Consider the following 23,238-nt stretch of genomic DNA (forward strand, 5'->3'; position numbering starts at 1 on the left):
GGAGAGCATGAGGATTCGTGGGGCAACTTCCGTGGTGTTAATAGCGGCCCTCATTGATGGGCCGATTGAGTTCTCTGTCAGGTGTTTGCTGTTGAGGCTTGGGATAGGCTTTCCACGACCAGCGAAAGCGTAGCCCGCCAGACGATCTGTCCGGCCACGTCCTTTACATCGACGGTGAAGTCGCGCCGGCCCCCGACCGGCAATTCGTCCCATATAATATCGCGGAGAGCTTTCTTGGCTTCTTCCTTGGCCGCTTCGAGGTCCTCCAGGTCCACCCCTTCACGGTCTGGCGTGAAGTCCTCGCCATCATGGCTGTCAAAGAAAAAGCGAGGCATCGGCGCTCCAGCACTTGAGAACAATGGCCGTTAACGCTAGGGGGCTCGTTTCCCGTTCCAAGAGGGACTGTCTATAAAGTCGCCCATGTTCCCAAGACACCGATCACCTGAGCCATCCTGTATGGCTTCGAGAGGATGATCCCGCCGGGGACCGGCATCATTCGCTCCGCATAGCCTGTCACGTACAGGACGGACAGATGGGGGAAGCGCTCGCGGTAGGCCTTGGCCACCGTCCAGCCATCGGCGCCGGGCAGGCGAATGTCGGTCAACAGGGCATCGACGGCGATCCCGGTGTGCAGGAGCTCCAGGGCCTGGCTGCCGCTAGCTACTTCGCTGACCTCGAACCCGGCATCCTCCAGGCCTGCCACGGCCATCTCACGGACAAACGGATCATCTTCGACGACCAAGACCTTCATTGCGTCTGCACTTGCATGGTTTCTGCCTATGTGGAGGCATGTAGCTCTCATCGCTTGAGACGCAATTCAGTTCCACGGGATCCTCCCGCGAAATTACCCTACGCCGACGTGAGGTTCTCCGTCTGGGGGTCGAGAGGATCCGGGTGCCTTTCTGCATCCGGCGATCCGGAAATCCTACGCCTGCGCGCCGTGCGACCCGGCAATGCCATCCTCGTGGTCGAGCCCCATCAGCTCGGCCAGGCGCGTCCTGGCCCGATTGACCCGGCAAGGTTGCGAGAAGCGCATGAACCAGATCGTAGCGGCAACTTGGAACCAACCCTTTTGCTCGCCGCTGTCATGGAGACCCACGTCGGCCAAATGGCTGACCGCCGAAAGGAAGCTTCAGATGAAGGTCACGATGAACGTTGATTGCACACCGGAGGAAGCACGCGCCTTCTTCGGCTTGCCGGATGTACAGCCCATGCAGGAGCACTTGATGAGAGAGATGCAGGAGCGCCTGTCTGCCAACCTGACGGCGATGGAGCCGGATGCGATGATCAGGGCCTGGTTGCCAACGGCCGTCAAAGGCTTCGAACAATGGCAGGACATGTTCGCATCCCAGATGAGCTCGGCAAGGACGAAATAGGCACCTGGTCGGTCTCCGCGGTCATTACATCTCACCGGCTGTCCAGGAACTCACGAGACGCTGTCTCCTGAAGGGCGCCGAAGACCGCTGGACGATGTCCTTCCGGGAAACCGGGGGTGAGGTGCGGTAGCGCTCAAGCGCGCAGACATCCGGCAAGCAGATCCGATAGGTGAGCAGTCAAAAGGTCGGGTTTCCGAGGCTCGGCAGATGGGCGACGCCAGGCAGGATCTCAAGCCGAGCATCCGGAAGCGCCACCGCCAGCTGGCAGCAGCGCGCCTGGACATGGGGGACGTCGAGGTCACCGCAAAGGACGCGCACGGGACCGGCAATCCGGTCGAGCTGGTCCCAGGCCAGGGCGGGCTGATGAACGCGACCGATCACCGGGGCTGCCAGCGCAATGCCATTCATGGCCAGGAACAGTGCGCGCGCCGGTTCTTTAACGCGCCCCTGGGCCGCCAACGGTCCATCTAGCCAGAGCGCGGCTTCCAGCCGATTCACCTGATCGAGATCGCCTGACTTCTCGGCCCGATCAATCGCATCGAGCAGGCGGCGGACAGCCTCGTGGGGTGTTGCCGAGGGCGCTCCGCTGACCGACGGCGCGATTAGGACGAGCCCTGCGACGCGATCGGGCGAAGCGAGGGCGGCATCGATCGCGATGCTGCCGCCCTGCGAGCAGCCAACCAGGACAACCGGCCGACCCCCCTCAACCAGGTGGTCGAGCACGGCATGGCCGAAGCGCGATCCTTGTGCGCCATAGCTGGTCCGATGACGGCACCCGCATCGAGGCTGACATCTCCCTCGAGGGGAAGTCCGGGATCGTCCGCCAAGCGGTGGTGGGCGCTGGCCGAAGCATCGGGCTTTCCAATGACTGGGTGGAGGATGTCCTGCCGGCCGTGTTCGGTCACGGGCCATCCGCGCCAGCCAGGTTCCCGACAGGAATGTACCCGTCTTGGGAGCGCACCGGACTGCGTGTTCTCTGCGCGCCCGCTAGTTTGCTTGTCCCGATGACGTTCCTTGCCTCGCTCCGCTCGAGGGACGACATCGGCTACGACGACCTTGAACCGGCCATCCGCATTGCGGCTCAGGCCGGCATCACGAGCGCAAGGCGGCTGAAGTGCCTCGTTGCGCCTTACCTTGAGCGGAAAGAGAAGGAGGTTGGCGACCTCGCTCGCACCCTTGAGAGGAGGCTGTCCCAGTTTGAGTATGCGCTTGATCGCTTCGGCTGTGGCGTGGTGCTGAACGCGAAGCCGAAGTCCTTGGCTGAAGTCGCTGCGTTGGCGAGGGAGGATGGCGATTGTTTTGGGCTGGCCTCGGGCGCGTTCGGGCAGGCCTTCTATCTGGAGAAGGACAAGGCGGCCCAGCAGGCCATGCTCGATCCGGTACCGATCCCGACCGGAGATCCAAGGAACGATGCGTGGCTCGGAGCGATCGGCGAGCACTTGGCGCAGCGCTGGGATCTTGAGGTCCCACCGTGGACCCAGGAGGTGACCTTCATGGGCGGGCAGAAGCCGTCCTTCTGGCCAGATGAGGGGCTGGCGCGCGACATCCAGATCGTCGAGACGCCTCCGGCGTTCCGGAGACGGCTGCAGTTCACGTATGCAGAGCCGCTGATGAACGCCAAGTTTCCCACTGACCGGAAAGTCAGGATGCCGTTCTGGCAATGAGGTGCGTGTTTCGCGTGATCGTGAGCAGCGATTTCGCGGCACCGTGAGCAACGATTTCAGAGGATCGTGAGCACCTTTTCGGAGGTGCCGGGAGCTTCGGCCGACAACTCAACCGGCTACGGGTGCCTCGTTCAACCCACGAGGAGGCCCGATGCCAACCCAGAGATTGTCGATGCGCCGGATCCGAGAAGTACTTCGTTTAAGACATGTCCAAGGCCTGACCGAGCGCGTCATCGCGCGCACGCTGGGGATCAGCAATGGCGTCGTTCATGGCTACCTGCGCCGCGCCCGTCTGGCAGGGCTGAGCTGGCCGCTGCCGGACGGGCTCGATGACGACGCGCTCGAACTCCTGCTGTTTCCGGCACCATCCTCGGCTCAGACCGATCGGCGCCCGGTCCCCGACTGGGTTTATGTCGAGAAGGAGCTGCGCCGGCGTGGCGTGACGCGCGTGCTGCTCTGGGAGGAATATCGCGCCGCCCATCCCGATGGCTTCGGCTACACCTGGTTCTGCACCACCTACGAGGCCTGGAAGGGGCGCGTTCGCCCAACAATGCGCCAGACCCACAGGGGCGGCGAGAAGGTGTTTGTCGATTTTGCCGGCGACACCATCGACGTCTTCGATCCGCTGACCGGCCAAGCCCATCCCATGAAGCTGTTCGTCGCCGCCATGGGCGCCTCCAACTACACCTATGCCGAGGCCTGCGCGAGCGAGAGCCTGCCGGACTGGATTGCCGTGCACGCCAACCTGTTTGCCTTCCTGGGCGGGGTTCCGAAGTTCGTGATCTGCGACAACCTCAAGGCGGCGGTGACCAATCCCGACCGCTACGATCCCGGCCTCAACCGCACCTATGCCGAGATGGCCGGCCATTACGGCACCGCCATTCTCGCGGCGCGGCCGAGACGCCCGAAGGATAAGGCCAAAGTTGAGGTCGCGGTCCAAATCGCCCAGCGCTGGATCCTGGCCCGGCTGCGCAACCATCGCTTCTTCGCGCTCGCCGAGCTCAATCGCGCCATTCGCAGCCTGGTCGTCGAACTCAACGCCCGCCAGATGCGCGGCTTCGGCTCCAGCCGGGCCGAACTCTTTGCCGAGATCGACCGGCCCCGGCTGGGAGCGCTGCCAGACGAGCCCTACGTCTTCGCCCGCTGGAAGCGCTGCCGCGTCGCGCCGGACTACCATGTCGAGGTCGACGGCCACTGGTACTCCGTGCCCTACCGCCTGATCCGGGAACTCGTCGACGTGCGCCTTGCCGGTGCGACGGTCGAGATCTTCCACAAGGGCCAGCGGGTCGCCAGCCATGCCCGGGCGCCGAACCGGCGCGGCCACACCACCGTTGCCGAGCATATGCCGAGCGCCCATCGCCGCCACGGCCAGTGGACCCCACGAGGCCTGATCGCCGCCGGTGAACGGATTGGGCCCTCCGTCGCGGCTTTCTTCGAGGCGGTGATCGCCGACCGTCCACATCCCGAGCAGGGCTTCCGCACCTGCCTCGGCATCCTGTCGCTGGCCAGGAGCTATGGCGACACCCGCGTCGAGGCCGCCTGCCGGCGCGGCCTCCTCATCAAGGCACGCTCCGTCGCCTCGATCCGGTCGATTCTCAAGAATGGCCTCGACCGCGCCGTCGTTGACGAGACGCCCGACCACGAACCCCTGCGCCACGGCAACATCCGCGGCCAGGGTTACTTCCACTGAACCCAGGAGACCCAACCGATGCTGACCCATCCCACCCATGAGCGCCTGATCGCGCTTGGCCTGACCGGCATGGCCAAAGCCTTCGAGGAGCAGCGACGATTGCCCGATCTCGACGCTCTGTCCTTTGAGGAGCGCATCGGGCTGTTGGTCGACCGCGAAGCGGCCGAGCGCGACACCAAGCGTCTCACCGCGCGGCTCAAGTTCGCGGCGCTGCGCCAGAACGCCTGCGTCGAGGACGTCGATTGGCGAACCCCGCGCGGCATCGATCGCGCGGTCTTTGCCCGGCTGGTTGTTGGCGACTGGATCGACCGGCATGAGAATGTGCTGATTACAGGGGCGGCCGGCCTCGGCAAGAGCTGGATCGCCTGCGCGCTCGGCCACAAGGCCTGCCGGGATAACCGCTCGGTGCTCTACCACCGCGTGCCGCGCCTGTTCGAGGCATTGGCGCTCGCGCGCGGCGACGGGCGCTATGGCCGCCTGCTCAAGGCCCTCGGTCGCGTACAGGTGCTGATCCTCGATGATTGGGGCTTGTCAGTGCTCACCGGGTCCGAGCGGCGCGATCTCCTGGAAATCCTCGACGATCGTCACGGCCGCTCATCGACCATCGTCACGAGCCAGGTTCCCGTGGACGCATGGCATGACCTGATTGGGGACGCGAAGATCTCATGATGCCACCTTTTTTGATCGTCTGATGCGTTGTAAACGATTCTGCAGATACCGGATCTGATCGTCCGTCGGATCGATTTGCCAAGGCTGTCCTTTGACCAGTTGCCGCCCCACGAGGAAGCCACGGGCCAGATAATCGAAGATGACCTGCGGCGTCACGCCCAACAGCGAAGCCACTCCCTGAACCGAATAGCTTCCGTCCGACCAGCGCATCGGATTGGCTGCAACACCGTTGATCTTCACGGTCGCAATGCCCCAACGGTCCCGCAGCAGCCAGACATTCTCACCTCGGAAGCGACAACCACGGGCGGTGGTGAAGCCCTCTTGATTCAGGATCTGCGCGATCTCCTTGTCCATCTTGCCGGCCGCATTCAGCTCCGTGATCTGCTGCCGCAAACGATCGAGATCGGCATAGTCCTTATAGGTGTGAACCCGCCGTTGCACGGCATGCTCGCTCGTTGCCCCGGTCTGCCACAGGATCTTGAGCCAGACATGCCCTGTGATCCTCTTCTGATCCAGGATCACCTCGCGAATAACGAAGCGCAGGATGCGTTTGCGGTCCGCCGCCGTGGTTGTCACCGCATGCCACACCTGCGGCAGATTCTGGCCCAGAGCCTGCAGCGTTGCACGATCATCAGCGCTCAAGACCAGAGGCTGTTCACGCCGCCAGCGATCGTGCTCCTGGTCGACCGCCTCGACCGCACGCAGCTTCTCCTCCCAAGCCCGTTCCAGAGAACGGGCCACCAGCCGGTTCTCGGGCTCGACCGCATCGTACTGGCGCTGGGCTCGCTCCGCCTCATACCGGGCGCGCTCGCGCCGCAGCCCCCACTGCCGCTCGAGCTGCCGCGCCTCCCGGTCCAACTGCCCAAGGGCGGCCAGCGCAATGGCGATCTGGTCGGGCTTCAGCGCTTCCAGCAGGATCGCCTCGACGCGGGCATCCACTGCCAGAGCCCGCACCTCCTGACAGAGAGGCGCCCCGGTCTGATCCCGGTCGGCCCGGCAGCAATAAACCGGATAATCGCCCTGCGGGCCCGTGTAACGCAGACTCATGCGGCGGCCGCAGCGGCCGCACATGGCAATGCCCTGCAGCAGCGCTGCACCTTTGCGCGGGACGCCGACATGATCAGCGTCGTAGCGGTTGACGTTATCGGCCAGACGCCGCTGGTTGGCCATGAACTCCTCCCAGCTGATGTAGCCCGGATGAGATTCCTGCAGGCAGACCTCCCATTCGGCAACGGGAACCTTGATCGTGCTGGGGCGGCACGATCCTGCCCGCGCCTGACCGGGAGCCTGTCGCCGCCGACCATACACATACGCGCCGGCGAGGGCGGGATTTTGAAGAATGCTGCGGACGCGGGCGCTGGTCGCCTCGCGCCAGACCACGTCGTGCGGTGAGGGCCCCCTCAGCGGACGCACCGGCAGCGGCAGCCCATTCGCCCGAAGATAGCGCCTGACCGCATGGGCGCTGTGCAGTTCGCGGAATTTGGCGAAGACCAGAGCCACACGGGCTTGGACCTCCTCATCCGGGTTGAGCGTCACGGCCCCGGAGCGGTCATGGACCAGACCGGCCGGGACCGGCAGGCGCAGTTCGCCGCGAGCCGCCTTCTGCCGTTCGCCCTGATGCAGGCGCAGTCTGATCTGGTGCAGTTCCGCTTCACTCATGATGCCGGACAGGCCGAGCAGCAGGCGATCATGATACGCACACGGATCGAACAGACGCTCGCCATCGGCAAGAAGAACCCCGAACAGCGAGCACAATTCCAGCAGCTGATGCCAGTCGCGGTTGTTGCGCGCCAGCCGTGAGGCGTCGAGGCTCATGACCAGGCCGGCATGGCCGAGACTGATCTCGGAAATCAGCTTCTGGAAGCCCTGGCGGTCGGTCGTGCCGGCGCCGGATTTGCCCAGATCCTCGTCGATGACCTGGATCCGCTCGCGCGGCCAGCCGAGATCCTCGGCGCGATCGACCAGGCGGTACTGCAGCTCGGTGCTCTCCTGGTGATGCTTGATCTGGGTCACCGTGGACTGGCGCACGTAGATATAGGCCAGCTTGGCGCGGCGGGCCGAGGTCAGCCGCTCGTCAGAAGGGTTCGTGACGCTCAGCATCGGTCTTCTCCCTGATCGGCGGCATCGGGTGCATCCGTCGCACAAGCTCGGCCAGAAGCTGAGCCATCTGCGTTTGCGTCTCGGCCGGGAGGTTCGGCCACGGCCGGATCGGTTGGTGCCGAGAGCGGTGCAGGTGCAGCCTGGTCGGAGAAGCGGGCTCCCGGTTCAAGGGACAGCGTTGGGCCATCGTGGATCACCTTCGGTTCGGACGCGGTGATCATGGTGGCCAAATGCTGCGCCAGTGGGAGCAGGGTGCGAATGCTGACCCGCAGGGTCTCGTCCGCCGTCCCTGGATGCTCGCCGTGGCTGGCCGCGGCCAGATCGGTGATGGAGCGGCGAATGGAGCGCCGACGGCCATCGGGCAGGGCAATGACGACAAACGAGGCTCCGCGCGGGGAGTGCATGGACACGAGGTCGAACTGCTGTCCGCTCAGCGCGTGTCGGGGATCGATGACCGTCACATGAGACACGAGCCGGTCAAGGATCGAGGCATTCTGGAATGTTCGGGAATCCCACTCTTGGAGACGCAATCTTGGATCGTCTTGTTCACAATGCCCACCGCCTTCAACTCGCCGGAGAAAGCATGAGAAAGCAGAACGCCAGAGCCCGCCCTCTTGACGGCGACCAAATCTCCTGACTCCATCACCCCATCGGTCGACGCGACCGCTCATGATCGCGTGAAATGCCTGCTCACGATCCCACGAAATGAGCGCTCACGATCCGCGAGATGCGCAAATGAGGGAAGTGTCAGGATCTGTGGCGACCCGGGAATAAATCCGTTTCAGGAGCCCGCTATCGCGACACCTTGACCTGCCCATCAATGACGGCTGCCCTGAAGCGCTCCCGAGTGCCCCACACAACCTCAGGCTCTCCCAGAGGAGCTCACATGCGGCCTGGGCTGTCAGGATCAACGCATCGCTTCGCTATTTTCCGCCAGCCGCCGTGCTTCTCCGGCCGCGGGGCAGGGGAGGGCAGGTTAAGAGCAACTAGTGGACCTTCGCACGGCCAAGCTGGATGGCTCTCCTTGACCGAGGCCGTGTGGAAACGCGATTTCGAGCGATGTGCGCTGGCTGCTATTTGGGCGTGATCCGCGTCGGCAAGAGGGTTCAGACTGCCAGAGCCCTCAGCAGGGGCCGGACACCCAGGATGGTGATCATCCGCTTCAGGTTGTAGGCCAGCACGTGCAGGCTCATCTCGGTTCTGACCTTCTCCAGGGTCTTCATCAGGAAATGCGTACTGCCCATCCAGGCCTTGATGGTCCCGAATGGATGCTCCACCGTCTGTCGGCGGATGAGCATGGCCTGCGGCATGCGCTCAAGCCGGGCCTGCATCCGGTCAAGCACATCCTCGTGCTCCCAGCGCTTCACCCGCTTGTGCGTGTCCGGCGAGCATCGCGGCTTGAGGGCGCAACTCGGGCACGCCGTCAGATTGCGGTAATGATCGATGGTATCCCGTCGGTCTGAGCGCACCTTGCCCTTGGTCAGATGCTGGCCCGCCGGGCAGGTGTAGTGGTCATGCTCAGCGTCATAGACGAAGTCCTGCCCGGTGAAGAGACCGCGGTTGGCGTTGCCGGAGGTCTGGGTCTTGGGAACATAGGGCAAGACACCGGTGCCCTCGCAAGCCAGCACCTCGTCACCGTTATAATAGCCTCGATCCGCCAGCACGGTGAGATCCTCACACGCCATCACGGTCCGAGCTTGCTGCCCCATCGCCAGCAGTTGGGTGCGGTCATTGCCGACATTGGTCACCTCGTGTGCGACGATGAGATGATGCTCGGCCTCCACCGCCATGGGAGCCGAAGCCGATGATGAACGATCCCGAGGAGTCAGATCCTGCCGTAGTAGCCATGAACCTTACGAACAAAGCTGGGTCACCAGCGGCCCCTGGGCATCCTCGGTAGCCTTTCAGTCCAATGGACAGTCAGGATGGGCTGTCTTCACACGTCTGGGATGCTTAAGGAACTGAACGAGGGACGGATCTGGTGGCGAGACGCGATCAGTTGAGATCGACCTCAGTCCTCAGCGGATCAGGGCACGGGGTGCTCTGCGCTCGACCAGAACAGTCTGTCGGCCTGCTGCGACCCGAACTTGGGTCGATGGCCGAGCGGGCCTGCGCGGAGGCGCCTTCAGGATTGCGACTCTGACATCCGGCTCCGGCAACCCCATCAGCTGTGCGGCAATCTCGGCCTGGCCATCGATGTTGTCGGTGAGCCCCTGCGCGGCATAGATGGCCTCCTCCAAGGTCGGCGGCTCGAAACGGAGCGAGGTCCGGACGGCAGATGGCTTGTTCCTGGGTGATGGCATCGAGGTTGCTTTCAACAGGAAGACCCGTGGCTTTGCAAAATCGTCACGGCCGGTCGGAGAGTTCCGGCCATTGGTTCACGGTCTCATGGAGTGCTTGTAGGTGCGGATCTTGGACAGGATGTAGATAACGAACATGGATGGCCCCCTAGCAGATCACGGCCCTGGCGGCCGACAATCATTGCCCTTGCTGCACTGCAGCATATAGGGATGCGCCCTGTTGCTGAGGAGTCGAATCCTCGAAGAGGTGTTATGCCTCTGCAGCATAACGCTCAAGCTATCTGCCACAGGCAGAATCTAATCGCATGCGCGTCCACGCGCAGGCCCTCTGGAATCCGACAGAATACAGATGATGGGGTTTTCTTTCGCAGCCGCGAGACTAGGTAACGCATAATTGCGGCACTGCGAACCTCATGATGCGATATGATATTTCGAGTAAGCTCCGCAAGCTCGTTCTGAGAGCCGAGCCAGTCCAAGACAATTGGCTGGAAGGCGTCAGCGTGACCATGGCTACTGCGCTGGCTGCCATGACCGCGATCATGCTCAGCTATTTGCTTCTGATGGCCCAAGGCTGGCTGTAGGATCCTGCGCACCCCTTACCTTGCTGGAACCTGCTGCTGCATGGGGAAGACCTCAGGGGTTTCATCCCCTGGATATTCATGACGGGCGCATGTCCAGCCAAGAAGAGATGGTCGTATCCCGCAGTTAGGAGCGCTCAAAGAAAGAGCGCCCGTTGCTCCTGGCGCTCGAGGTAGGCCGCCAAGCGGCCATCAGGGAGAACGACCGTGCCCATCAGGCACACGAGAAGGCTGCGCTCGATTGGTTAACCGATGATTAAAACCCACTGCGCAGGTTCTATTCCCCTGTGTCGTTCCGGGTACAGCCAGACCTCTGCAAATCAGCCAATCTAGCTTTGTCCGAGGACGGAAGGCTTGTCCTTCAGCGTGTGCCGATCCTCTTTGTTGCGTCCGTCAGTTCCTTCATCAAAGCAAGCCTTCTGCTGACCAGCATCTGAAGGCTGCGAACCTCAACATTCCCTAAAACGAGAACCGGAGTTGTACTCCGGGTGGATGCAAAGATGGACTACACAGTCGAATTAGTGGCACAGGCGATTCATGAAGCCGAGCAACCAGCATGCCGGTGGGATGATGAGGCTACAATCCACAAGGAGCGCTTCCGGGAGTATGCTCGCAACGCCATCACTCTGCTCGATGACGACATCGGTGTTCTTCTTCTCGCCATGAAAGAAGCCGCAGCAGAAGTGCGTTTAGGAACCCCAAGAGCGGCAGCCTGATCTCTCCGAATGATCCACATCCACGGATGGTATGGCACTCGTTGGAGGCATATATGCAAAGCCTGTGTGGGATCACTCCTTGCATAGTTTTGCCTCCAGAAAATCCAGGAGCCATTGGACCTCTTTCTGGAGCCATTCAAGACGTTTCAAAAGTTCGTCATCTGTCAATTGAGCGTCAGGTGGGCGGATTGTCTGCTCTTGCGCAGCGTCAGTGAAGTTATGGATGATCTCAACGGATCTTGGACCGACATCGGGAGTTGACAGCCACCGTCGATCTGGAATCTCGGCCACCTCTCGGATGGTGGGACAGCGCCCCTGAAACTCCTTCAGGATCGCATGTCGCAACCGCGATGAAACAGCTTCCAAGGGAAAAGGCTCATCCAAACGCATGCGGCACCCTACAGCCTTAGATGGCGTATTGTTCTGCCCAAGACATTAGGCTGATCCAAGGCGATACAGAGGGGGTGGTTGAATCCTACCCCTTCTAAATTCCTGGGCCCAATAGAGTTTCGAGAATTACGCCTTTCGGATGTCTCGGTATGGCCCTGTCAGCACGACCCGTCCAACACCAAGCCGGGCGGGAGCAAGAACTAACCCTGCCCACGTAAAGCCGAGCGGCGCGCTAGACTTGAGAGTTGGGCATGGATGCGAACGTATGTGCAGATCGACCGCTGGCGTCAGCGGCCATCAAGTTTGCCACCACACCCGGAAATGGTTCGATAGCAACTGAATCTGTGCTGATGAAAGGTTGAAGAATACTTATCGCTGCTTCAAGCCCAAGGTGAGGCAAAGTCAAGTTCTCGCTCTCGCTTGGGTAAGCCAAACGCCGGGGTCGTCTCTCGTTACCTCCGACCACTCAAGTCCCCGCATTGGCTTTGTCGGATCGTTCACCTTCAGCAACGATCATCAACATTTCGTCAGGGAGGGGTCTCTGAAGTTTCAGTGCCTCTTCGGTCGGTGCATTGAGCCAGATATCACATTCCTCTGGCATGATTAGGATGACCGGTATCGCCTTCGGATGAACCGGGCCCACCACGCCATTCGGCTCAGATGTGAGAAATGAATAGTGCAGGTGTTCACCTTCAACAGGATCAGCCTTCGTTCCACGTACGCCGGTCCAGGGTCGCCAAATGCCAGCAAAAGCTGCAAGCGGGCGCTCTTCATTCAGGGCAAACCAAACGGGTGTCTTTCTTGGGCGAGTATCCTTGTGCTCTGAAAAGGAGGTCACTGGCACCAACGCGCGGTACTGCGGCTTGAGCTAGACACGCCAAAACGGGGAGCCCACATTGCGCACATTCGTCACCGGATGATTGCCCACCTTCGGCGGTGGTGGGAAGCCCCAGCGCATCTGGGTCAGTTCACGCTCTCCCTCACGGTTCCTGATGACCGGCGCCATCTGGTCCGGAAAGATCGCCGGCAGGGGAGAAATGTTGCCGGCACCATCGCGGGTAACATCGAAGGCCTGTCGCATCGCAGCCTGTGTCGCGTAGGAACTATAGAGATTGGACACGGGTGGAACCCTACGTCTCGGCATTCCGAGTTTCATCCCAAACGAGCGATTGTGTCACCCCCAAGCCTGACAATGTTGGATGCTTCACGCAACCTATCAGGGTATATTCCTCGCAATCGGCAGGCAGCGCTTTGATTTGCGAATCATGGCGCAAGTTTGGCCCGTCTCCTCGTTCGCAATCCCAATCATTCCTCAATCCATTAACCGATGCCGCCTCATTCGAATCTTCCGGAAATTCTGCTTCAATCCACCGCCACGGACCTTACGCGGCGCATCGGTGACAAGCAGGCCGAGCCCTATCAGGCCAGGATCGCCGCATCGGTTCGAGAGGCTATTCGGCGCGGACGCTCGGGCGCGGTGCTTGCGCCCACTGGAAGTGGCAAGAGCCTACTTGCGGCCGGGGCTGCCGAGGACTCGATCGACCTAGGCAAGCCGATCCTTGTCCTCCATCCCGACGTCAGCCTTCTGCGCCAGAACTATGCCCAATTCCAAAGTGTTCCCGCGGTCAAAGGGGCTCAGACTGCATTCTACGTCGCCAAGAACGAGATCATTGGTGAGCAGCCGATGGTTCGGAACTCGCTCGACGCGGATGTAATCCCCGCCACGAACATGTCCCTCGTCAACAAGCTCGATGACGAGGAATTCCTGCGCTCGCTCGACCGCTTCGGCAAAAGGGGAGGGGTAGTCCTCATCGACGAGGGCCACAAGGCAGCGGCCGAAGAACTCGCCAGAGTTCTCTCCCGCATCGCTCACGCCGGCGGCTCCGGGATTGTCCTGACCGCCACACCGTTTCGGACCGACGGCAAGGATCCTCTGGACGCCTTTGGCGCCAGCATCGAGCACGACCTGATCGACGTTGCCACCTATGACGAGGTCCTGGCGACGGGCCGGACCGTTCCCACCAGGTTCGACATCGCCACGGGAGAGTTTGAAGCCCATCTCGGCACCGATGCCGTCCGGCTCATTGAGAGCGCTTTCCTTGCGCTGCTGGCCGAGAACAAGTCGGTCGACCAAGCCTCCCAGCAGGCGTTCTCCCGTTTCTTCAAAGAGGGAGCCAGTGAGGGTGATAAGGCGATTGCCGCCCTCATCGTGGCTGCCGTTGCCCGGATCTGGGCAAAGCGCGCGGCCGGCGCCACCCTGGCGATGATCCACTGTGACAGCGTCGAGTTCGCCAAGGAGCTCTCCGGCTTTCTAGCCCAAGAAAGCCTCCCTCCCGGGTACAGAAGGGAAGGGGAGAAGCCCCGCGTGGCCTTTGTCGTGGCCGGCGAGATCCGCGTTTGGCGCAACGGCGCCGAGGAGGGCGAGCCCGTCGGTCGCAAGATCAAGCGCGACGATCTTCTCGATGCAGCCCGTGCCGGCAGCTTCAACATTCTGGGCAACGTGAATGCTCTGGGCGTCGGTACCGATGTTCCCCAGACAGACCTCAACATCCTGGCCTGTCAGGAGCGGTCCATCGGCCCGGTGAAGCAGATCAGCGGACGAGGGGAACGGGCTCACAAAGCCAGCGGCAAGACCCACCAGGTCTTTGTCGATGTCGGCAATTCCATCCTGCGCATCTTCAGCGACATCGACGCCATGCGCCGGAACGACCCAGAGCGCTGCCGGCGCCAGGTCCGTGGGCTGGCTGCCCCGATCCGGGAACAGTTCGAGGCATGGTTCGACAAGGACCCCAGGCTTCGTGAGCAGATCGAGGAGCGCCAGCGTCAGATTCGGCTCCGGATGGGCGAAGGAGACGGCGAGCAGTACGACGATCCGCTCGACCCCACCATGGAGATCGGCGATGAGGACGCCCTCCCGGTGCCGAAGCCCTTTGCGGCCGGCCTTATGACGACCGGAATGCGGCGGTACGATTCCGAGACGAAGAAGTTCTCCAGCCGCGTGGCGCTGTTCTGCGATCTCAAAGAGTTCGGTCTCTACGACGAGGAGGCGGCGTTGGATCTCCCGCGCTGGCTGGTCGCCACCCACGACGAACGGACAGGGGCGCAGCAGGCCTTCCTCTGCAAGACCCAGGACGTCGCCCGCAAATACGTGGCCTTCGTCGGCATCCGCCACGATGGCGATTATGAGAGCGCCAGCCCGACGGACAAGCAGCGCAAGTTCCTCACAAGCCTGCAGCAGGCGCGGCCTCTCGCCCTCCCGTGGCTCACAGGGTTCGCGGCTCCGGCCAATGCCACCCAGATATTGGCCGCCATCGATCTCCTCAAGGACAAGGCAGGACTTCTTGCCAGGCTGCTCAACGTCGCTGCCGTCCGGCTGGTCGAGCGGGCAACGGGAGCCCACAGCCTACGGCCCGACCTTCGCTCGGTGGTTCTGGATCGGCCGAACCAGCTCACCCCGCAGAGGCGTGATCTCCTCGCCGCCTATTGCCGGCTGCGCCAGCGGTTCGCTGACCTCTACCCGTATGCGTTTGGAGGAAAGCCGTCGGCTTTCTCCGTCACGACCTTCGACCCGAGCGTCTTGCCCGAGATCAAGGCCATCGTGGCAAACACCAATGTGCGCTTCTTCATCATCGACAACCCGGAGAAGGAAGAGCAACTCCGCCCGAGCCTTGCCGAGGGCCTGATCAAGTCCTCCATCGTTGCAGTTGGCCCTAAGGGTCCAAGCGAGCAATGGATCCGGCAAAAAGCGGGCTTTGGCCGCCATGACGATGCGGCCCGGGCACGGGAGCAACGTTTCCGGGAATACCTCACCGACCTTGCCGATGGTCCTCTGAGCAAAGACCAGACGCTGACGATCACACTTGCAAGGACCGAGTATCTTGAGATCGCCGCTGCAAAGCCCGGAAAGGAACTCGTCAGAGCGATGCCTTCTGCCGTGATGAACCTGTTGCTGCTCCTTGGCGAGGAAGGTGGGATGCCACTTCCCGGAGAGCAGGTTGAGCTGATCCAAGATGCTATTCAGAAGAACCATCCCGACATAGCGGTTCCATTCTCCCTGCCCCGGCTCTGTGCCAGGTATGCCCAGCGGCAAGTTCCGGCGCAGAAGAAGATCCTGAAGGATCTGCAGAAGGCTGCAACATTCAAGAAGAACCGGGATGCATACTTGCGCTCCCAGAAACTGTCCTCCCTGGCTTCGTAACAGCCTCTATGCTTCGAATGGTGATAGAGAATCCATTGGCCGCAACGAGATACACGCATGGCAAGATTGGAGACCGCTTCCGCAGGCGCGTCGCACTTGCGCTATTGTGCTGCTCCATGATGGCAGGGGCTGCATCCGCCCAAACCAACAGAACTCTCTCTGCCAGTGAGCTCGAAACGGCTCGACTTGGCATCTATTTGAGACTTGCGGTAGAGCGCTGCGGCTACAAGCTCCGGTACAATCCGATCACGTCGATCTATCCGGGTTCCTCGCTCTGGGATGTCGTTAGCCCGGAGTCGAAGAAGCTTCTGACCGATATCACAATGCAGGAGATGTCCAAGTTTGTGGCGGCTGCCCGACCAAATGCCTGTTCGGCTGCCTGGGACGACTATGGGCCACAGAAGCGTAAGGGCCTCTGGGCCCTTGTGGCGGCTGACGAACCTGAACCTCTGGGTAGGCACCACTCGCTTCCCAGTCAATACAGCTTCATCGTCTGCAAGGATTTGAAGGATTTGCAAACCTACTTGGGTCTGGCGAACGACAAAGCGGCCCTGGTCGACTAACTTGAACGCAGTTACAAGAATGGCTCCTGCGAGAGAATTGCCGCTGCAACCGAGATCTCGATTGATAGGCGCCTTGATGGTGGCGAGCATCGTTATGCATGCTACCGCGTTCCCAGTCATCGCCAATGTGTTTGGGGGCCGGATCTCGTTCGCTAACGGCAAAGAATGGCGAACCAGGAGGAGCCAGCCGCAATGAAGTGCCTGCGCATCTATGCCACCCCGGATGGCGAGTCGTATTTCGACGAAGTCGAATTGCCGACGACGAAGAGGTCGGTGCACCCCAATGCCGTGCCGTTCGAGGTTTCGGCCAGCTATCCGGCGTCCCGCGTCCGCATCACCCACATCCCTGCGGGCATGCGCGAGGTTGCCTGGCATACGGTCCCAAAGCCGGTGCTGACGATCAGGCTGGATGGTTCGGTGGAATACGAGACAAGTGACGGAGAGGTGCGCCACGTCCAGGCGGGTAGCTTCGTGTTAGTGGAGGACACACACGGCAAGGGCCATCTGTCACGCCATTCCGCAGAGGCGCAAACTGTCATCTGGATCTCGCTACCGAACGGCCTCGATTTGCCGCCCGCATAGTCGGTCTGGGGACGCTGCGGGCACCGCTGACGAAAAAGCCCTAGCCAAGAGGGTAAGGGCTCTCAGCCAGGGCTAGCTCCAAGCATTGGGGCTATGGAGGTTATTCGGGCAGATACGCAACGCGCCCGGTACCTGCATGTTGATACGGTCAAGCTTAACAACTCGTGCACGTTAACTAAGCTTGGACCGTGCATTTATCCCGTTAGGAAAGATGCTGAGCGAAGTGCTTGTTCATCTCAAACATGCTGACCTTGTCCTTGCCGCTGAATACGGCCCGAAGCTTCTCATCCGCCAGAATCTCTCGCTTGTTCGCGGGATTCTGCAGGTTGTTGGCCTTGATGTACTCCCAGACCTTGCTCACCACCTCAGTCCGCGGCAGCGGAGTCGATCCGACAACGGCCGCCAGTTCATGCGAAGGCTGCAGCGGCTTCGCCAGGGCGGGGTTTGGCTTCTTGGCTGCTTTGGCTTCGGTCATTGTAATACTCCTAAACTACGCCCCACTGCCATCGGCAGGGGCAAAGGGGCAGGACCATGGCCAGCAAGAGCTGAACACTTCCTTAATCCCGCTCTGACGGTGCGTATGTGGGGATGATTGCTACAAATGAAAGCACCGGGTCTTTATCGTCCGCGCCGTTTGCTTTGGGGCTTTGACATCATCTGCCGCATCACTTCCTCTGCCCGAGCTCTGGCTTCTGCATCGCTGCTGAGGTTGCGGACTTCCGACGACTCTTCTTGTTGACTGATGCCATTCTTGCGTGCGCGCCACTGCTTGGCCTGGGCAGCGCTGGCAGCCGCGTTAGCCAACTTTTCCAACCGGTCCAGCTGCGGCGTGCTGGCTTTCCCATTGGTCTCTGGTTGTTCGTCCTCTTGCTCCGGGCGCTTTTCCATCTGTTCGCTTCCTTAGGCTCGACATCGTTGATTATGCTATGCCGTTACGTTCTTCAATGTCAGGGGATATTGGTTAACTTCGTCTTAACCATTAAGGTCCGAGGTAAGCCGATGCGGAAGATCCACCCCGGCTTCATAGCGGTCGCCATCCTCTTGGGACCCGCCACTCTCATTTTGGCCCATGAGAAGATCTCTCGAACCCCAGCCCAAGAGGTCTTTGAATCCTTCGACCCGCCGCCGGTCTTGCGACAGGCGTATACACGGTGCGCCAAAGCTCCGAAGCAACAGCGCTCAGTCGAGTGCGACGAGTACGTCAGCTTCTTCGAACAATGCGCTGCCGGGAAGAATGAGTGCGGACCACAATCCGTCTATAAGGTCCTCACCAAGTTCATTCTCTCAGCGGCCCCGAAGAAGCTGAAAATCGAAAAAGTTGCGACTGCAAGCGACGTCTGACCGTGCTTCCAGTGGCAATGCTTTTTCACTCGCGGCGCACTACCACGACAATAGCCTGTTCCCACGAAGCCAGGGCCAGATGGTGTGCGTCGTCACACATCGTCTCGTCGTGGGTCGATCTAAGTGGAAGGCGCAATGCCGGAACACATCGCGCGCTCTGGTAGGGTCTGGTGCTCACCCTCCAGCCAGAGCGCTTCGGACTTGTACACAGCGTTCAATTGCACTTCACGCGTTCGTGGTTCATTGTGGAGGCGTGGTGTTGCAACCGGCATCACAAAAGCGCCCTGACAGCGAGCTCATACGGCTAACTCTGTCAGGGCGTTGTCATGTATGAAGGACTGTCTCTCAATTGGTGAAGAGCCTGCACCTTGGCTATGGCTTCTCTGCCTTGGCCGAGCTGTCAAGACAGCATGTCTTCCAAGGCGTCTTCGCATCTTTCGCTCTCGCTCCTGCGCGCAAGCACATCTCACTCCACGGTTCGGCGCTAAATGAAGAGTCTGGCGAGCGTGCGCTGATCTCCTATTTCTCTGCAATCGAGACACCAGATCCAAGCGGCAGATCGTCAAGAACCAGAGATCTGGGGCTCAAGCCCTGCGGCTGAGCGGAAACCATAATGCCGGGTTCAGGGTTGTCTCCCCTTTATCTGCCAAATACGAATGAAAGGCTTCTCGATCCCTTACATTCCTTGGGTTTCATGACCGTTCGCCGCCGCTTCCTCCTCACCCCATCCTTCGTCCGCCTGATCCGGCGCGAAAGGGGCGGGCTGCCCCACCTCGAGGGCTTCTTCCCGGAACAGCAGGACCGTTCCTCCTGGGTTTGCCTCGAAGAGGAGACGGGCTGGCTGATCCTCAAGACGGTCGGACCTCACGGAGAGATCGAGGATCAGACCGAAATCCCGGTGAGCCATGCCCATGCGCTGCTCGACGTCTGCGCCGGGAAGGTCGACTCCATCCGGACAGTGCTGCCGATCGGCGAGGGTCACGCCCTGGTTGACGAGATCGTCCGGCCCCGTGCCCTGCATCTCGTCACCGTGGAATTCGCTTCTGACCGAGAGGCGAGGGGGTTTCGTCCGCTGGAGTGGTTCGGCCCCGAGGTGACGGCTGATCCTCGGTACACCCATCAGTCCATCGCCCTGAGAGGGCTCGACGATGAGCCGGAGATCCCGCTTTCCAATGCGGCACTCAACAGCCTGATTGATACTCTGGACGGCCGCTTCCTCGCCCAAGTGCGGGTGTCTAGCAACCGGCCCAAGGCCAAACAGGTGCCGGTGACCCGAGCCAAGGCGCAGACCAGGGAAGAGACCGTCAAGGCGAACCTCGACGAGATCGAGGCGGCCATGATGCGCGAGATGGAGAAGGCGCTTCGGAAGGGCAAACCCGTGTAAGAGCCGCTTTCAGCATGCCCGATGCCCGCTCCCCCATACGGCATCACCTTGTGCTTTATCGGCGTGACCCGTAGCAGGGCAAGGCCCGCTTCTTCAGCCTGATGGTCGAACGCGACCTGTTCGGTACGATCCGCCTCGTGCGCAACTGGGGTTTCGTGGGGTCAAAAGGTCAGGAGAAGGTTGAGATCTTCTCCGATGAGGCCAAAGCCGCGCAGGCGCTGGAAGGCTGGGCAGACGCCCAGCGGCGGAAGGGCTACGCAGACCTCTGATGGTAACTTCGAGACCCTGAGAATGCATTGGCTCGAATGGGTTGAGATTGACAGCCGAGCGTCTGAGCCTGTCTTTACCAGCTGCGCCTGTTTTCTCCCTTCCGTTCAAGGTCATCCTGAGCTTAGCTTGGGGCATGAAACCTCACGTCTATGCCACCATTTCAGCTCCACGCATCAACCATCGGGCCAACCGTCTGCTCGCGGCGCTGGAGCCGGACGACTTTGCAGCGCTGGAGCCGCACCTGCACGGGATCAGTCTGCGGCAGGATCAGGTGCTGTACGAGACCGGCGATCCTCTGCGCCATGCCACCTTTCCTCATGACACCGTGGTATCCCTGGTGGCCGTGCTGAAGGACGGTCGCTCGGCCGAGATGGCAGTCTACGGCCGGGAAGGAGCGCTGGGCCTCGTCAGCTCCATGACAGCCCGCCAGTCCTTCGGTCGCTGCATCGTTCAAGCAGCCGGTACCGCCTCCCAGATCGAGCTGGAGCGCCTGCATGAGGTCATCAGCATCCGCCCAAAGGTGCGCCAGCTGGTGCTGCATTTCACTGAAGCGATGATGGCCCGGGTGCTGCAGAACGTGGCCTGCAACGCAGTCCACAGCGTCGAGGAGCGCTGCTGCCGTTGGATCCTGAGCATGCATGACCGGCTCGACCGGGACACCGTGCCGCTCACGCACGAGTTCCTGGCGAATATGCTGGGCGTACAGCGCTCCACAGTGAGCAGCATCACGCGAGCACTTCAAGAAGCAGGTTTCATCAGACAAGGCCGGGGTGTAATCACCGTAATGGATCGTACCGGCCTGGAGAGAGCTTCTTGCGAGTGCTACGGCACGGTGCGCCGCAGCTTCGAGCGGCTGCTCCCTTACACCTACCGGAACACCTCGACCGCGGATTCACGCCAGCCGCGTCGGTGTTCCTGATCGGCCTGTTACGCCGCGTTGAGAGCTGGGACGCCTCGCAGGCGGGGTTGTCTGCCCTACCTGTGAGCTTGAACAGGAGAGGGGAACCTGAGATGTCCGATCCCGTCTACAAGGTTGTTGAACTGGTGGGCTCATCGACGAGCAGCATCGAGGCAGCGCTCTGACGAGCAACGCTGTCGATCTGGAAACGCCCGATGCCGAGATCAGTCAGCTCGCGATCCGATAGCAGCGACAGCTCACGGACGGTCTCGCGATACCGGAAGTAGGCTTGCACCTTAGCGAGAATGAAGGAAACGAACATGGGTAGCTCCTGAATTTACCGGCTTGTTAGAGATGGCCAGCGTGTCTGCCGTGCGATGCAGCAAATATGCCTGTGCGCTGCACAAAAGAAGGGCAGATCCTGTAGAGGAGACATGCATAAATTGCATGACTAGGCAAATTATTCCCTAAAGATTTGCCGTCAAAGCATATCAACGGCTAAGAATACTAGCGTCTGGAAGGGTCGACCACAACGCGTCCTCTCCTCTGGATCGCTCACTCTGAGAGCCGCATTGACCTGCTCGAACCTCTCGCAAGAATGAGATTTTATGTGATCGAGCAGAAGGAATTGCACAGAATGAATATGCAGGTCCTTGGCTTCCTCAAGGGCCTGGGCCAACGACACCAGGTCTCGCATCAAGCGCGGCGTGTCGAAGGGCTTTGCCGTCGCGAATACGATACTCAGCGACCAGAGGCCGAGGAACTCCGGGTCGCACGCGTACTCGACGTCTCGTCTGAAATGATCGGAGATTGACCCGAAGGCGGATCGGTGTTTGCCATGGAGGCGGCGTAGTGCATTTCTACTCATCGTCGGTCAAAGAGTAGCCTATGAACCCATCGTCACAGTGGACCCTCTTTATCGCCCGTCCCGGAAACGAGCGACGGCATGTCATCAAGGATCCTCAAGGCGAGCCTCGGCTCATCTTTGGCGACGACGATGGCACGCGGATCAACGATCATCTCGCCAGATACATTGTCGAGAGCCTTAATGAGGATCTTCGTCCGGAAGACCCGCTCCCGGATGAGGGTTGGTTCCTAGAGTGCCGAGGATCCGACGAGCAGGATCCGGCTATTCTCATTTGCGACCCTGATTTTGAAATCCGGCTCGAGATCCTCAACACAGCGAACGACGAAGAGGATCAGGCGCTGGGCCGAAGGATCGTGGCGCTGATCAATACCTACTTCGTTCTCAAAGAAGGATCGCATCCAAGCACGTCGTCTTTCCAGTCACTGCCTGGAAAGCCGCAGACAGGATCCGGGCGCTGAATGATCGGGAATTGAGTCCAATTCAGCCCCGCAGCGACAAGCCCATTCAACTGTTACAAACTTCTTGTCAAAACGTTTGATCAGCCATTTCTCCAATTTTGTCGCAGAGCAGGATCGAGGACGAAATAACAGTAGGTTTGTCGTGTCACTCTCATGTAGCAAGCAGGCAAACTACTCGGCCAACGGTATTCGCTCATTGCAGACATAAGTTGCCTGTTACTTGTGCATCCGGCGGGTCATCTCAATGCCGTCCAGGTCACGCGGGCAACGACAACGGACTGGGAGCCAAGCATCGGCCAAGTACGTTCAGGCGGACTGAGCGTGTTGGCCCGTCATAGCCTCAATGGCCTCAAAGCTCCTTGTCAGCGCCTGCCAAAGGTTGCCGATCTCCTCCGATCCGGACGACCTGGAGCTGAACTCGTTAATGCCGGCACCGTGGGCGAGGGAGAGCGACAACTCAGGGCGATGGGTAATCTGACCGGCCCATGTCGGAACATCGAGCGCCTGCATCGCCCCTCGGGCGTCCGTCACCATCGGGTCATCCGAGCCATTCTTGGCCGGCGCGGCGTTGATCACCACCGCATAAGGCTTCTTGAGTTTACGGCAGACCTGGATCGTTGCCTGAACGGCGTCGACATCGAACAGCCCCGGACGCATGGGAATCACGACAAGATCGGCGTGCCAGATCGCCTCAGCTACTGGGGCTTCGGCATTGGGCGGCGTGTCGATCAAGACCCATTCAACCCCGTCGCGCCTCGCCTTCGCCAACGTGGCCGAAAGATGCTTGGTGCCGACATCGAGCGGAAGGTCCGATGCGCCGCGAACCTCATGCCAAAGGGCCAGGGATCCCTGCGGGTCCGCGTCAATCAGCAGTGTCGGCCGAGAATGCTCGGCCATATAGCTCCCCAAATGCGCGGCAAGGGTGCTCTTTCCGGAACCGCCCTTGCGGGAAGCAAAAACCAAGACATTCATGCCAGTTCTCCCAATCTGGGCAAATCAATGGTGATCGTGCTTACGAGGCCGCAACTTCGTTTCAAAACTTTCCGGCAGCAAACGAGGTGCATGTACTCGCCCCGCTTTCTGTCGTGGAAAGACCTGCCCGGTATCCCAGCTCGATCAGGCTATGCATAGTCGCGCGAATATGGTTAACAGAGTATTGCTCACGGCAGCGGATTGACGATCTCATTCCATAA

General features: G+C 60.8%; 25 protein-coding genes and 3 pseudogenes. 15 read left to right on the forward strand and 13 right to left on the reverse strand.

The window, feature by feature from the left end:
* Positions 1-77: 77 nt before the first annotated feature.
* Both BB934_RS40180 and BB934_RS40185 read right to left on the reverse strand, forming a co-directional pair.
* Positions 78-335, reverse strand: a complete 258-nt coding sequence (locus BB934_RS40180) for a DUF6894 family protein (protein ID WP_099515224.1) — start codon at positions 333-335, stop codon at positions 78-80.
* 71 nt (positions 336-406) lie between these two features.
* Positions 407-751 carry a response regulator gene (locus BB934_RS40185; protein ID WP_157934624.1) on the reverse strand — a complete coding sequence of 115 codons (345 nt, stop codon included), beginning with the start codon at positions 749-751 and terminating at the stop codon, positions 407-409.
* Between the two features lie 283 nt (positions 752-1,034).
* Between BB934_RS40185 and BB934_RS40195 the strand changes: the two genes are divergently transcribed.
* Positions 1,035-1,376 carry a DUF6489 family protein gene (locus BB934_RS40195; protein ID WP_335645683.1) on the forward strand — a complete coding sequence of 114 codons (342 nt, stop codon included), beginning with the start codon at positions 1,035-1,037 and terminating at the stop codon, positions 1,374-1,376.
* A 177-nt stretch (positions 1,377-1,553) separates the two neighbouring features.
* Here BB934_RS40195 and BB934_RS40200 read toward each other — a convergent pair whose 3' ends face one another.
* The gene (locus tag BB934_RS40200) at positions 1,554-2,288 is read right to left on the reverse strand and encodes an alpha/beta fold hydrolase (protein WP_099515228.1); all 735 of its coding nucleotides are present in this window, start codon (positions 2,286-2,288) and stop codon (positions 1,554-1,556) included.
* Positions 2,289-2,380: 92 nt separating this feature from the next.
* Between BB934_RS40200 and BB934_RS40205 the strand changes: the two genes are divergently transcribed.
* The 3 genes from BB934_RS40205 to istB all read left to right on the forward strand — a co-directional run bounded on the left by BB934_RS40205 (position 2,381) and on the right by istB (position 5,399).
* Complete coding sequence (locus tag BB934_RS40205; protein ID WP_157934625.1) at positions 2,381-3,040, forward strand: hypothetical protein; 660 nt, start codon at positions 2,381-2,383, stop codon at positions 3,038-3,040.
* Between the two features lie 151 nt (positions 3,041-3,191).
* Positions 3,192-4,730, forward strand: a complete 1,539-nt coding sequence (gene istA, locus BB934_RS40210) for an IS21 family transposase (RefSeq protein ID WP_099509451.1) — start codon at positions 3,192-3,194, stop codon at positions 4,728-4,730.
* Between the two features lie 18 nt (positions 4,731-4,748).
* Positions 4,749-5,399: an IS21-like element helper ATPase IstB gene (istB, locus tag BB934_RS40215; RefSeq protein WP_418294834.1), complete on the forward strand. Its 651-nt coding sequence runs from the start codon at positions 4,749-4,751 to the stop codon at positions 5,397-5,399.
* On the opposite strand, the gene BB934_RS40220 is transcribed toward istB, so the two are convergent.
* Both BB934_RS40220 and BB934_RS40225 read right to left on the reverse strand, forming a co-directional pair.
* Complete coding sequence (locus tag BB934_RS40220; protein WP_099510182.1) at positions 5,394-7,499, reverse strand: recombinase family protein; 2,106 nt, start codon at positions 7,497-7,499, stop codon at positions 5,394-5,396. The two genes, istB and BB934_RS40220, sit on opposite strands and share 6 nt — an antisense overlap.
* Positions 7,493-8,029, reverse strand: a complete 537-nt coding sequence (locus BB934_RS40225) for a hypothetical protein (protein ID WP_162299260.1) — start codon at positions 8,027-8,029, stop codon at positions 7,493-7,495. The genes BB934_RS40220 and BB934_RS40225 overlap by 7 nt, the downstream gene beginning before the upstream one ends.
* Here BB934_RS40225 and BB934_RS40230 point away from each other — a divergent pair.
* Positions 7,999-8,136, forward strand: a pseudogene (locus BB934_RS40230) (ATP-binding protein); the annotation flags it as partial. The gene BB934_RS40225 and the pseudogene BB934_RS40230 sit on opposite strands and share 31 nt — an antisense overlap.
* Before the next feature lie 469 nt (positions 8,137-8,605).
* On the opposite strand, the pseudogene BB934_RS40235 reads toward BB934_RS40230, so the two are convergent.
* Positions 8,606-9,286 (reverse strand): annotated as a pseudogene (locus tag BB934_RS40235) (transposase); the annotation flags it as partial.
* Positions 9,287-9,517: 231 nt separating this feature from the next.
* On the reverse strand, positions 9,518-9,802 hold the full coding sequence (locus tag BB934_RS40240) for a hypothetical protein (protein WP_099515230.1): 285 nt from the start codon (positions 9,800-9,802) through the stop codon (positions 9,518-9,520).
* 1,075 nt (positions 9,803-10,877) lie between these two features.
* On the opposite strand from BB934_RS40240, the gene BB934_RS40245 reads away from it, so the two are divergent.
* Positions 10,878-11,093, forward strand: a complete 216-nt coding sequence (locus BB934_RS40245) for a hypothetical protein (RefSeq protein WP_173909564.1) — start codon at positions 10,878-10,880, stop codon at positions 11,091-11,093.
* A gap of 72 nt (positions 11,094-11,165) precedes the next feature.
* Here BB934_RS40245 and BB934_RS40250 read toward each other — a convergent pair whose 3' ends face one another.
* Positions 11,166-11,483 carry a hypothetical protein gene (locus BB934_RS40250; protein ID WP_157934626.1) on the reverse strand — a complete coding sequence of 106 codons (318 nt, stop codon included), beginning with the start codon at positions 11,481-11,483 and terminating at the stop codon, positions 11,166-11,168.
* Positions 11,484-11,949: 466 nt separating this feature from the next.
* A pseudogene (locus tag BB934_RS40255) lies at positions 11,950-12,603 on the reverse strand (SOS response-associated peptidase).
* A 207-nt stretch (positions 12,604-12,810) separates the two neighbouring features.
* Between BB934_RS40255 and BB934_RS40260 the strand changes: the two are divergent.
* The 3 genes from BB934_RS40260 to BB934_RS40270 all read left to right on the forward strand — a co-directional run bounded on the left by BB934_RS40260 (position 12,811) and on the right by BB934_RS40270 (position 16,826).
* On the forward strand, positions 12,811-15,681 hold the full coding sequence (locus BB934_RS40260; protein WP_099515233.1) for a DEAD/DEAH box helicase: 2,871 nt from the start codon (positions 12,811-12,813) through the stop codon (positions 15,679-15,681).
* A 116-nt stretch (positions 15,682-15,797) separates the two neighbouring features.
* Positions 15,798-16,244, forward strand: coding sequence for a hypothetical protein (locus BB934_RS40265; protein ID WP_157934627.1), 447 nt, complete (start codon positions 15,798-15,800; stop codon positions 16,242-16,244).
* A 192-nt stretch (positions 16,245-16,436) separates the two neighbouring features.
* Entirely contained in the window at positions 16,437-16,826 is a 390-nt protein-coding gene (locus BB934_RS40270) for a cupin domain-containing protein (protein ID WP_099515235.1), read from the forward strand.
* Between the two features lie 202 nt (positions 16,827-17,028).
* On the opposite strand, the gene BB934_RS40275 is transcribed toward BB934_RS40270, so the two are convergent.
* A complete protein-coding gene (locus BB934_RS40275; RefSeq protein ID WP_173909565.1) occupies positions 17,029-17,301 on the reverse strand; it encodes an SWIB/MDM2 domain-containing protein in 273 nt (90 codons plus the stop codon).
* A gap of 143 nt (positions 17,302-17,444) precedes the next feature.
* Positions 17,445-17,714, reverse strand: a complete 270-nt coding sequence (locus BB934_RS40280; protein WP_099515237.1) for a hypothetical protein — start codon at positions 17,712-17,714, stop codon at positions 17,445-17,447.
* Between the two features lie 111 nt (positions 17,715-17,825).
* Between BB934_RS40280 and BB934_RS40285 the strand changes: the two genes are divergently transcribed.
* From BB934_RS40285 to BB934_RS40300, 4 genes are all read left to right on the forward strand, one after another.
* Positions 17,826-18,167 carry a hypothetical protein gene (locus tag BB934_RS40285; RefSeq protein ID WP_099515238.1) on the forward strand — a complete coding sequence of 114 codons (342 nt, stop codon included), beginning with the start codon at positions 17,826-17,828 and terminating at the stop codon, positions 18,165-18,167.
* A gap of 694 nt (positions 18,168-18,861) precedes the next feature.
* Complete coding sequence (locus BB934_RS40290) at positions 18,862-19,551, forward strand: CYTH domain-containing protein (protein WP_099515239.1); 690 nt, start codon at positions 18,862-18,864, stop codon at positions 19,549-19,551.
* A 101-nt stretch (positions 19,552-19,652) separates the two neighbouring features.
* Positions 19,653-19,820: a WGR domain-containing protein gene (locus tag BB934_RS40295; protein WP_237050772.1), complete on the forward strand. Its 168-nt coding sequence runs from the start codon at positions 19,653-19,655 to the stop codon at positions 19,818-19,820.
* A 134-nt stretch (positions 19,821-19,954) separates the two neighbouring features.
* Complete coding sequence (locus BB934_RS40300) at positions 19,955-20,740, forward strand: Crp/Fnr family transcriptional regulator (protein ID WP_099515240.1); 786 nt, start codon at positions 19,955-19,957, stop codon at positions 20,738-20,740.
* 106 nt (positions 20,741-20,846) lie between these two features.
* Here BB934_RS40300 and BB934_RS40305 read toward each other — a convergent pair whose 3' ends face one another.
* Positions 20,847-21,041, reverse strand: a complete 195-nt coding sequence (locus tag BB934_RS40305) for a DUF1127 domain-containing protein (RefSeq protein ID WP_099515241.1) — start codon at positions 21,039-21,041, stop codon at positions 20,847-20,849.
* A gap of 288 nt (positions 21,042-21,329) precedes the next feature.
* Here BB934_RS40305 and BB934_RS48005 point away from each other — a divergent pair, with 288 nt between their 5' ends.
* Positions 21,330-21,533, forward strand: a complete 204-nt coding sequence (locus tag BB934_RS48005; RefSeq protein ID WP_157934628.1) for a hypothetical protein — start codon at positions 21,330-21,332, stop codon at positions 21,531-21,533.
* A 74-nt stretch (positions 21,534-21,607) separates the two neighbouring features.
* On the forward strand, positions 21,608-22,045 hold the full coding sequence (locus tag BB934_RS40315; protein ID WP_099515243.1) for a hypothetical protein: 438 nt from the start codon (positions 21,608-21,610) through the stop codon (positions 22,043-22,045).
* A gap of 306 nt (positions 22,046-22,351) precedes the next feature.
* Here the strand turns inward: BB934_RS40315 and BB934_RS40320 are convergent, their stop codons facing one another.
* The gene (locus BB934_RS40320; RefSeq protein WP_099515244.1) at positions 22,352-23,017 is read right to left on the reverse strand and encodes a ParA family protein; all 666 of its coding nucleotides are present in this window, start codon (positions 23,015-23,017) and stop codon (positions 22,352-22,354) included.
* Between the last annotated feature and the right edge of the window lie 221 nt (positions 23,018-23,238).

Source organism: Microvirga ossetica, from assembly GCF_002741015.1.
In the GTDB taxonomy this organism is placed as follows: Bacteria; Pseudomonadota; Alphaproteobacteria; order Rhizobiales; family Beijerinckiaceae; genus Microvirga; species Microvirga ossetica.

Bases quoted from the DNA above. Each gene is read 5' to 3' on its own strand.
- BB934_RS40285 (WP_099515238.1), top strand. From the start codon at position 17,826: ATGCGGAAGATCCACCCCGGCTTCATAGCGGTCGCCATCCTCTTGGGA.
- BB934_RS40295 (WP_237050772.1), top strand. From the start codon at position 19,653: ATGGTCGAACGCGACCTGTTCGGTACGATCCGCCTCGTGCGCAACTGG.
- BB934_RS40320 (WP_099515244.1), bottom strand. From the start codon at position 23,017: ATGAATGTCTTGGTTTTTGCTTCCCGCAAGGGCGGTTCCGGAAAGAGC.
- BB934_RS40265 (WP_157934627.1), top strand. From the start codon at position 15,798: ATGATGGCAGGGGCTGCATCCGCCCAAACCAACAGAACTCTCTCTGCC.
- BB934_RS40180 (WP_099515224.1), bottom strand. From the start codon at position 335: ATGCCTCGCTTTTTCTTTGACAGCCATGATGGCGAGGACTTCACGCCA.
- istA (WP_099509451.1), top strand. From the start codon at position 3,192: ATGCCAACCCAGAGATTGTCGATGCGCCGGATCCGAGAAGTACTTCGT.
- BB934_RS40250 (WP_157934626.1), bottom strand. From the start codon at position 11,483: ATGCGTTTGGATGAGCCTTTTCCCTTGGAAGCTGTTTCATCGCGGTTG.
- BB934_RS40280 (WP_099515237.1), bottom strand. From the start codon at position 17,714: ATGGAAAAGCGCCCGGAGCAAGAGGACGAACAACCAGAGACCAATGGG.
- BB934_RS40205 (WP_157934625.1), top strand. From the start codon at position 2,381: ATGACGTTCCTTGCCTCGCTCCGCTCGAGGGACGACATCGGCTACGAC.
- BB934_RS40245 (WP_173909564.1), top strand. From the start codon at position 10,878: ATGGACTACACAGTCGAATTAGTGGCACAGGCGATTCATGAAGCCGAG.
- BB934_RS40240 (WP_099515230.1), bottom strand. From the start codon at position 9,802: ATGCCATCACCCAGGAACAAGCCATCTGCCGTCCGGACCTCGCTCCGT.
- BB934_RS40260 (WP_099515233.1), top strand. From the start codon at position 12,811: ATGCCGCCTCATTCGAATCTTCCGGAAATTCTGCTTCAATCCACCGCC.
- BB934_RS40200 (WP_099515228.1), bottom strand. From the start codon at position 2,288: ATGGCCCGTGACCGAACACGGCCGGCAGGACATCCTCCACCCAGTCAT.
- BB934_RS40300 (WP_099515240.1), top strand. From the start codon at position 19,955: ATGAAACCTCACGTCTATGCCACCATTTCAGCTCCACGCATCAACCAT.
- istB (WP_418294834.1), top strand. From the start codon at position 4,749: ATGCTGACCCATCCCACCCATGAGCGCCTGATCGCGCTTGGCCTGACC.
- BB934_RS40275 (WP_173909565.1), bottom strand. From the start codon at position 17,301: ATGACCGAAGCCAAAGCAGCCAAGAAGCCAAACCCCGCCCTGGCGAAG.
- BB934_RS40220 (WP_099510182.1), bottom strand. From the start codon at position 7,499: ATGCTGAGCGTCACGAACCCTTCTGACGAGCGGCTGACCTCGGCCCGC.
- BB934_RS40315 (WP_099515243.1), top strand. From the start codon at position 21,608: ATGAACCCATCGTCACAGTGGACCCTCTTTATCGCCCGTCCCGGAAAC.
- BB934_RS40290 (WP_099515239.1), top strand. From the start codon at position 18,862: ATGACCGTTCGCCGCCGCTTCCTCCTCACCCCATCCTTCGTCCGCCTG.
- BB934_RS40270 (WP_099515235.1), top strand. From the start codon at position 16,437: ATGAAGTGCCTGCGCATCTATGCCACCCCGGATGGCGAGTCGTATTTC.
- BB934_RS40195 (WP_335645683.1), top strand. From the start codon at position 1,035: ATGAACCAGATCGTAGCGGCAACTTGGAACCAACCCTTTTGCTCGCCG.
- BB934_RS40185 (WP_157934624.1), bottom strand. From the start codon at position 751: ATGAAGGTCTTGGTCGTCGAAGATGATCCGTTTGTCCGTGAGATGGCC.
- BB934_RS40305 (WP_099515241.1), bottom strand. From the start codon at position 21,041: ATGTTCGTTTCCTTCATTCTCGCTAAGGTGCAAGCCTACTTCCGGTAT.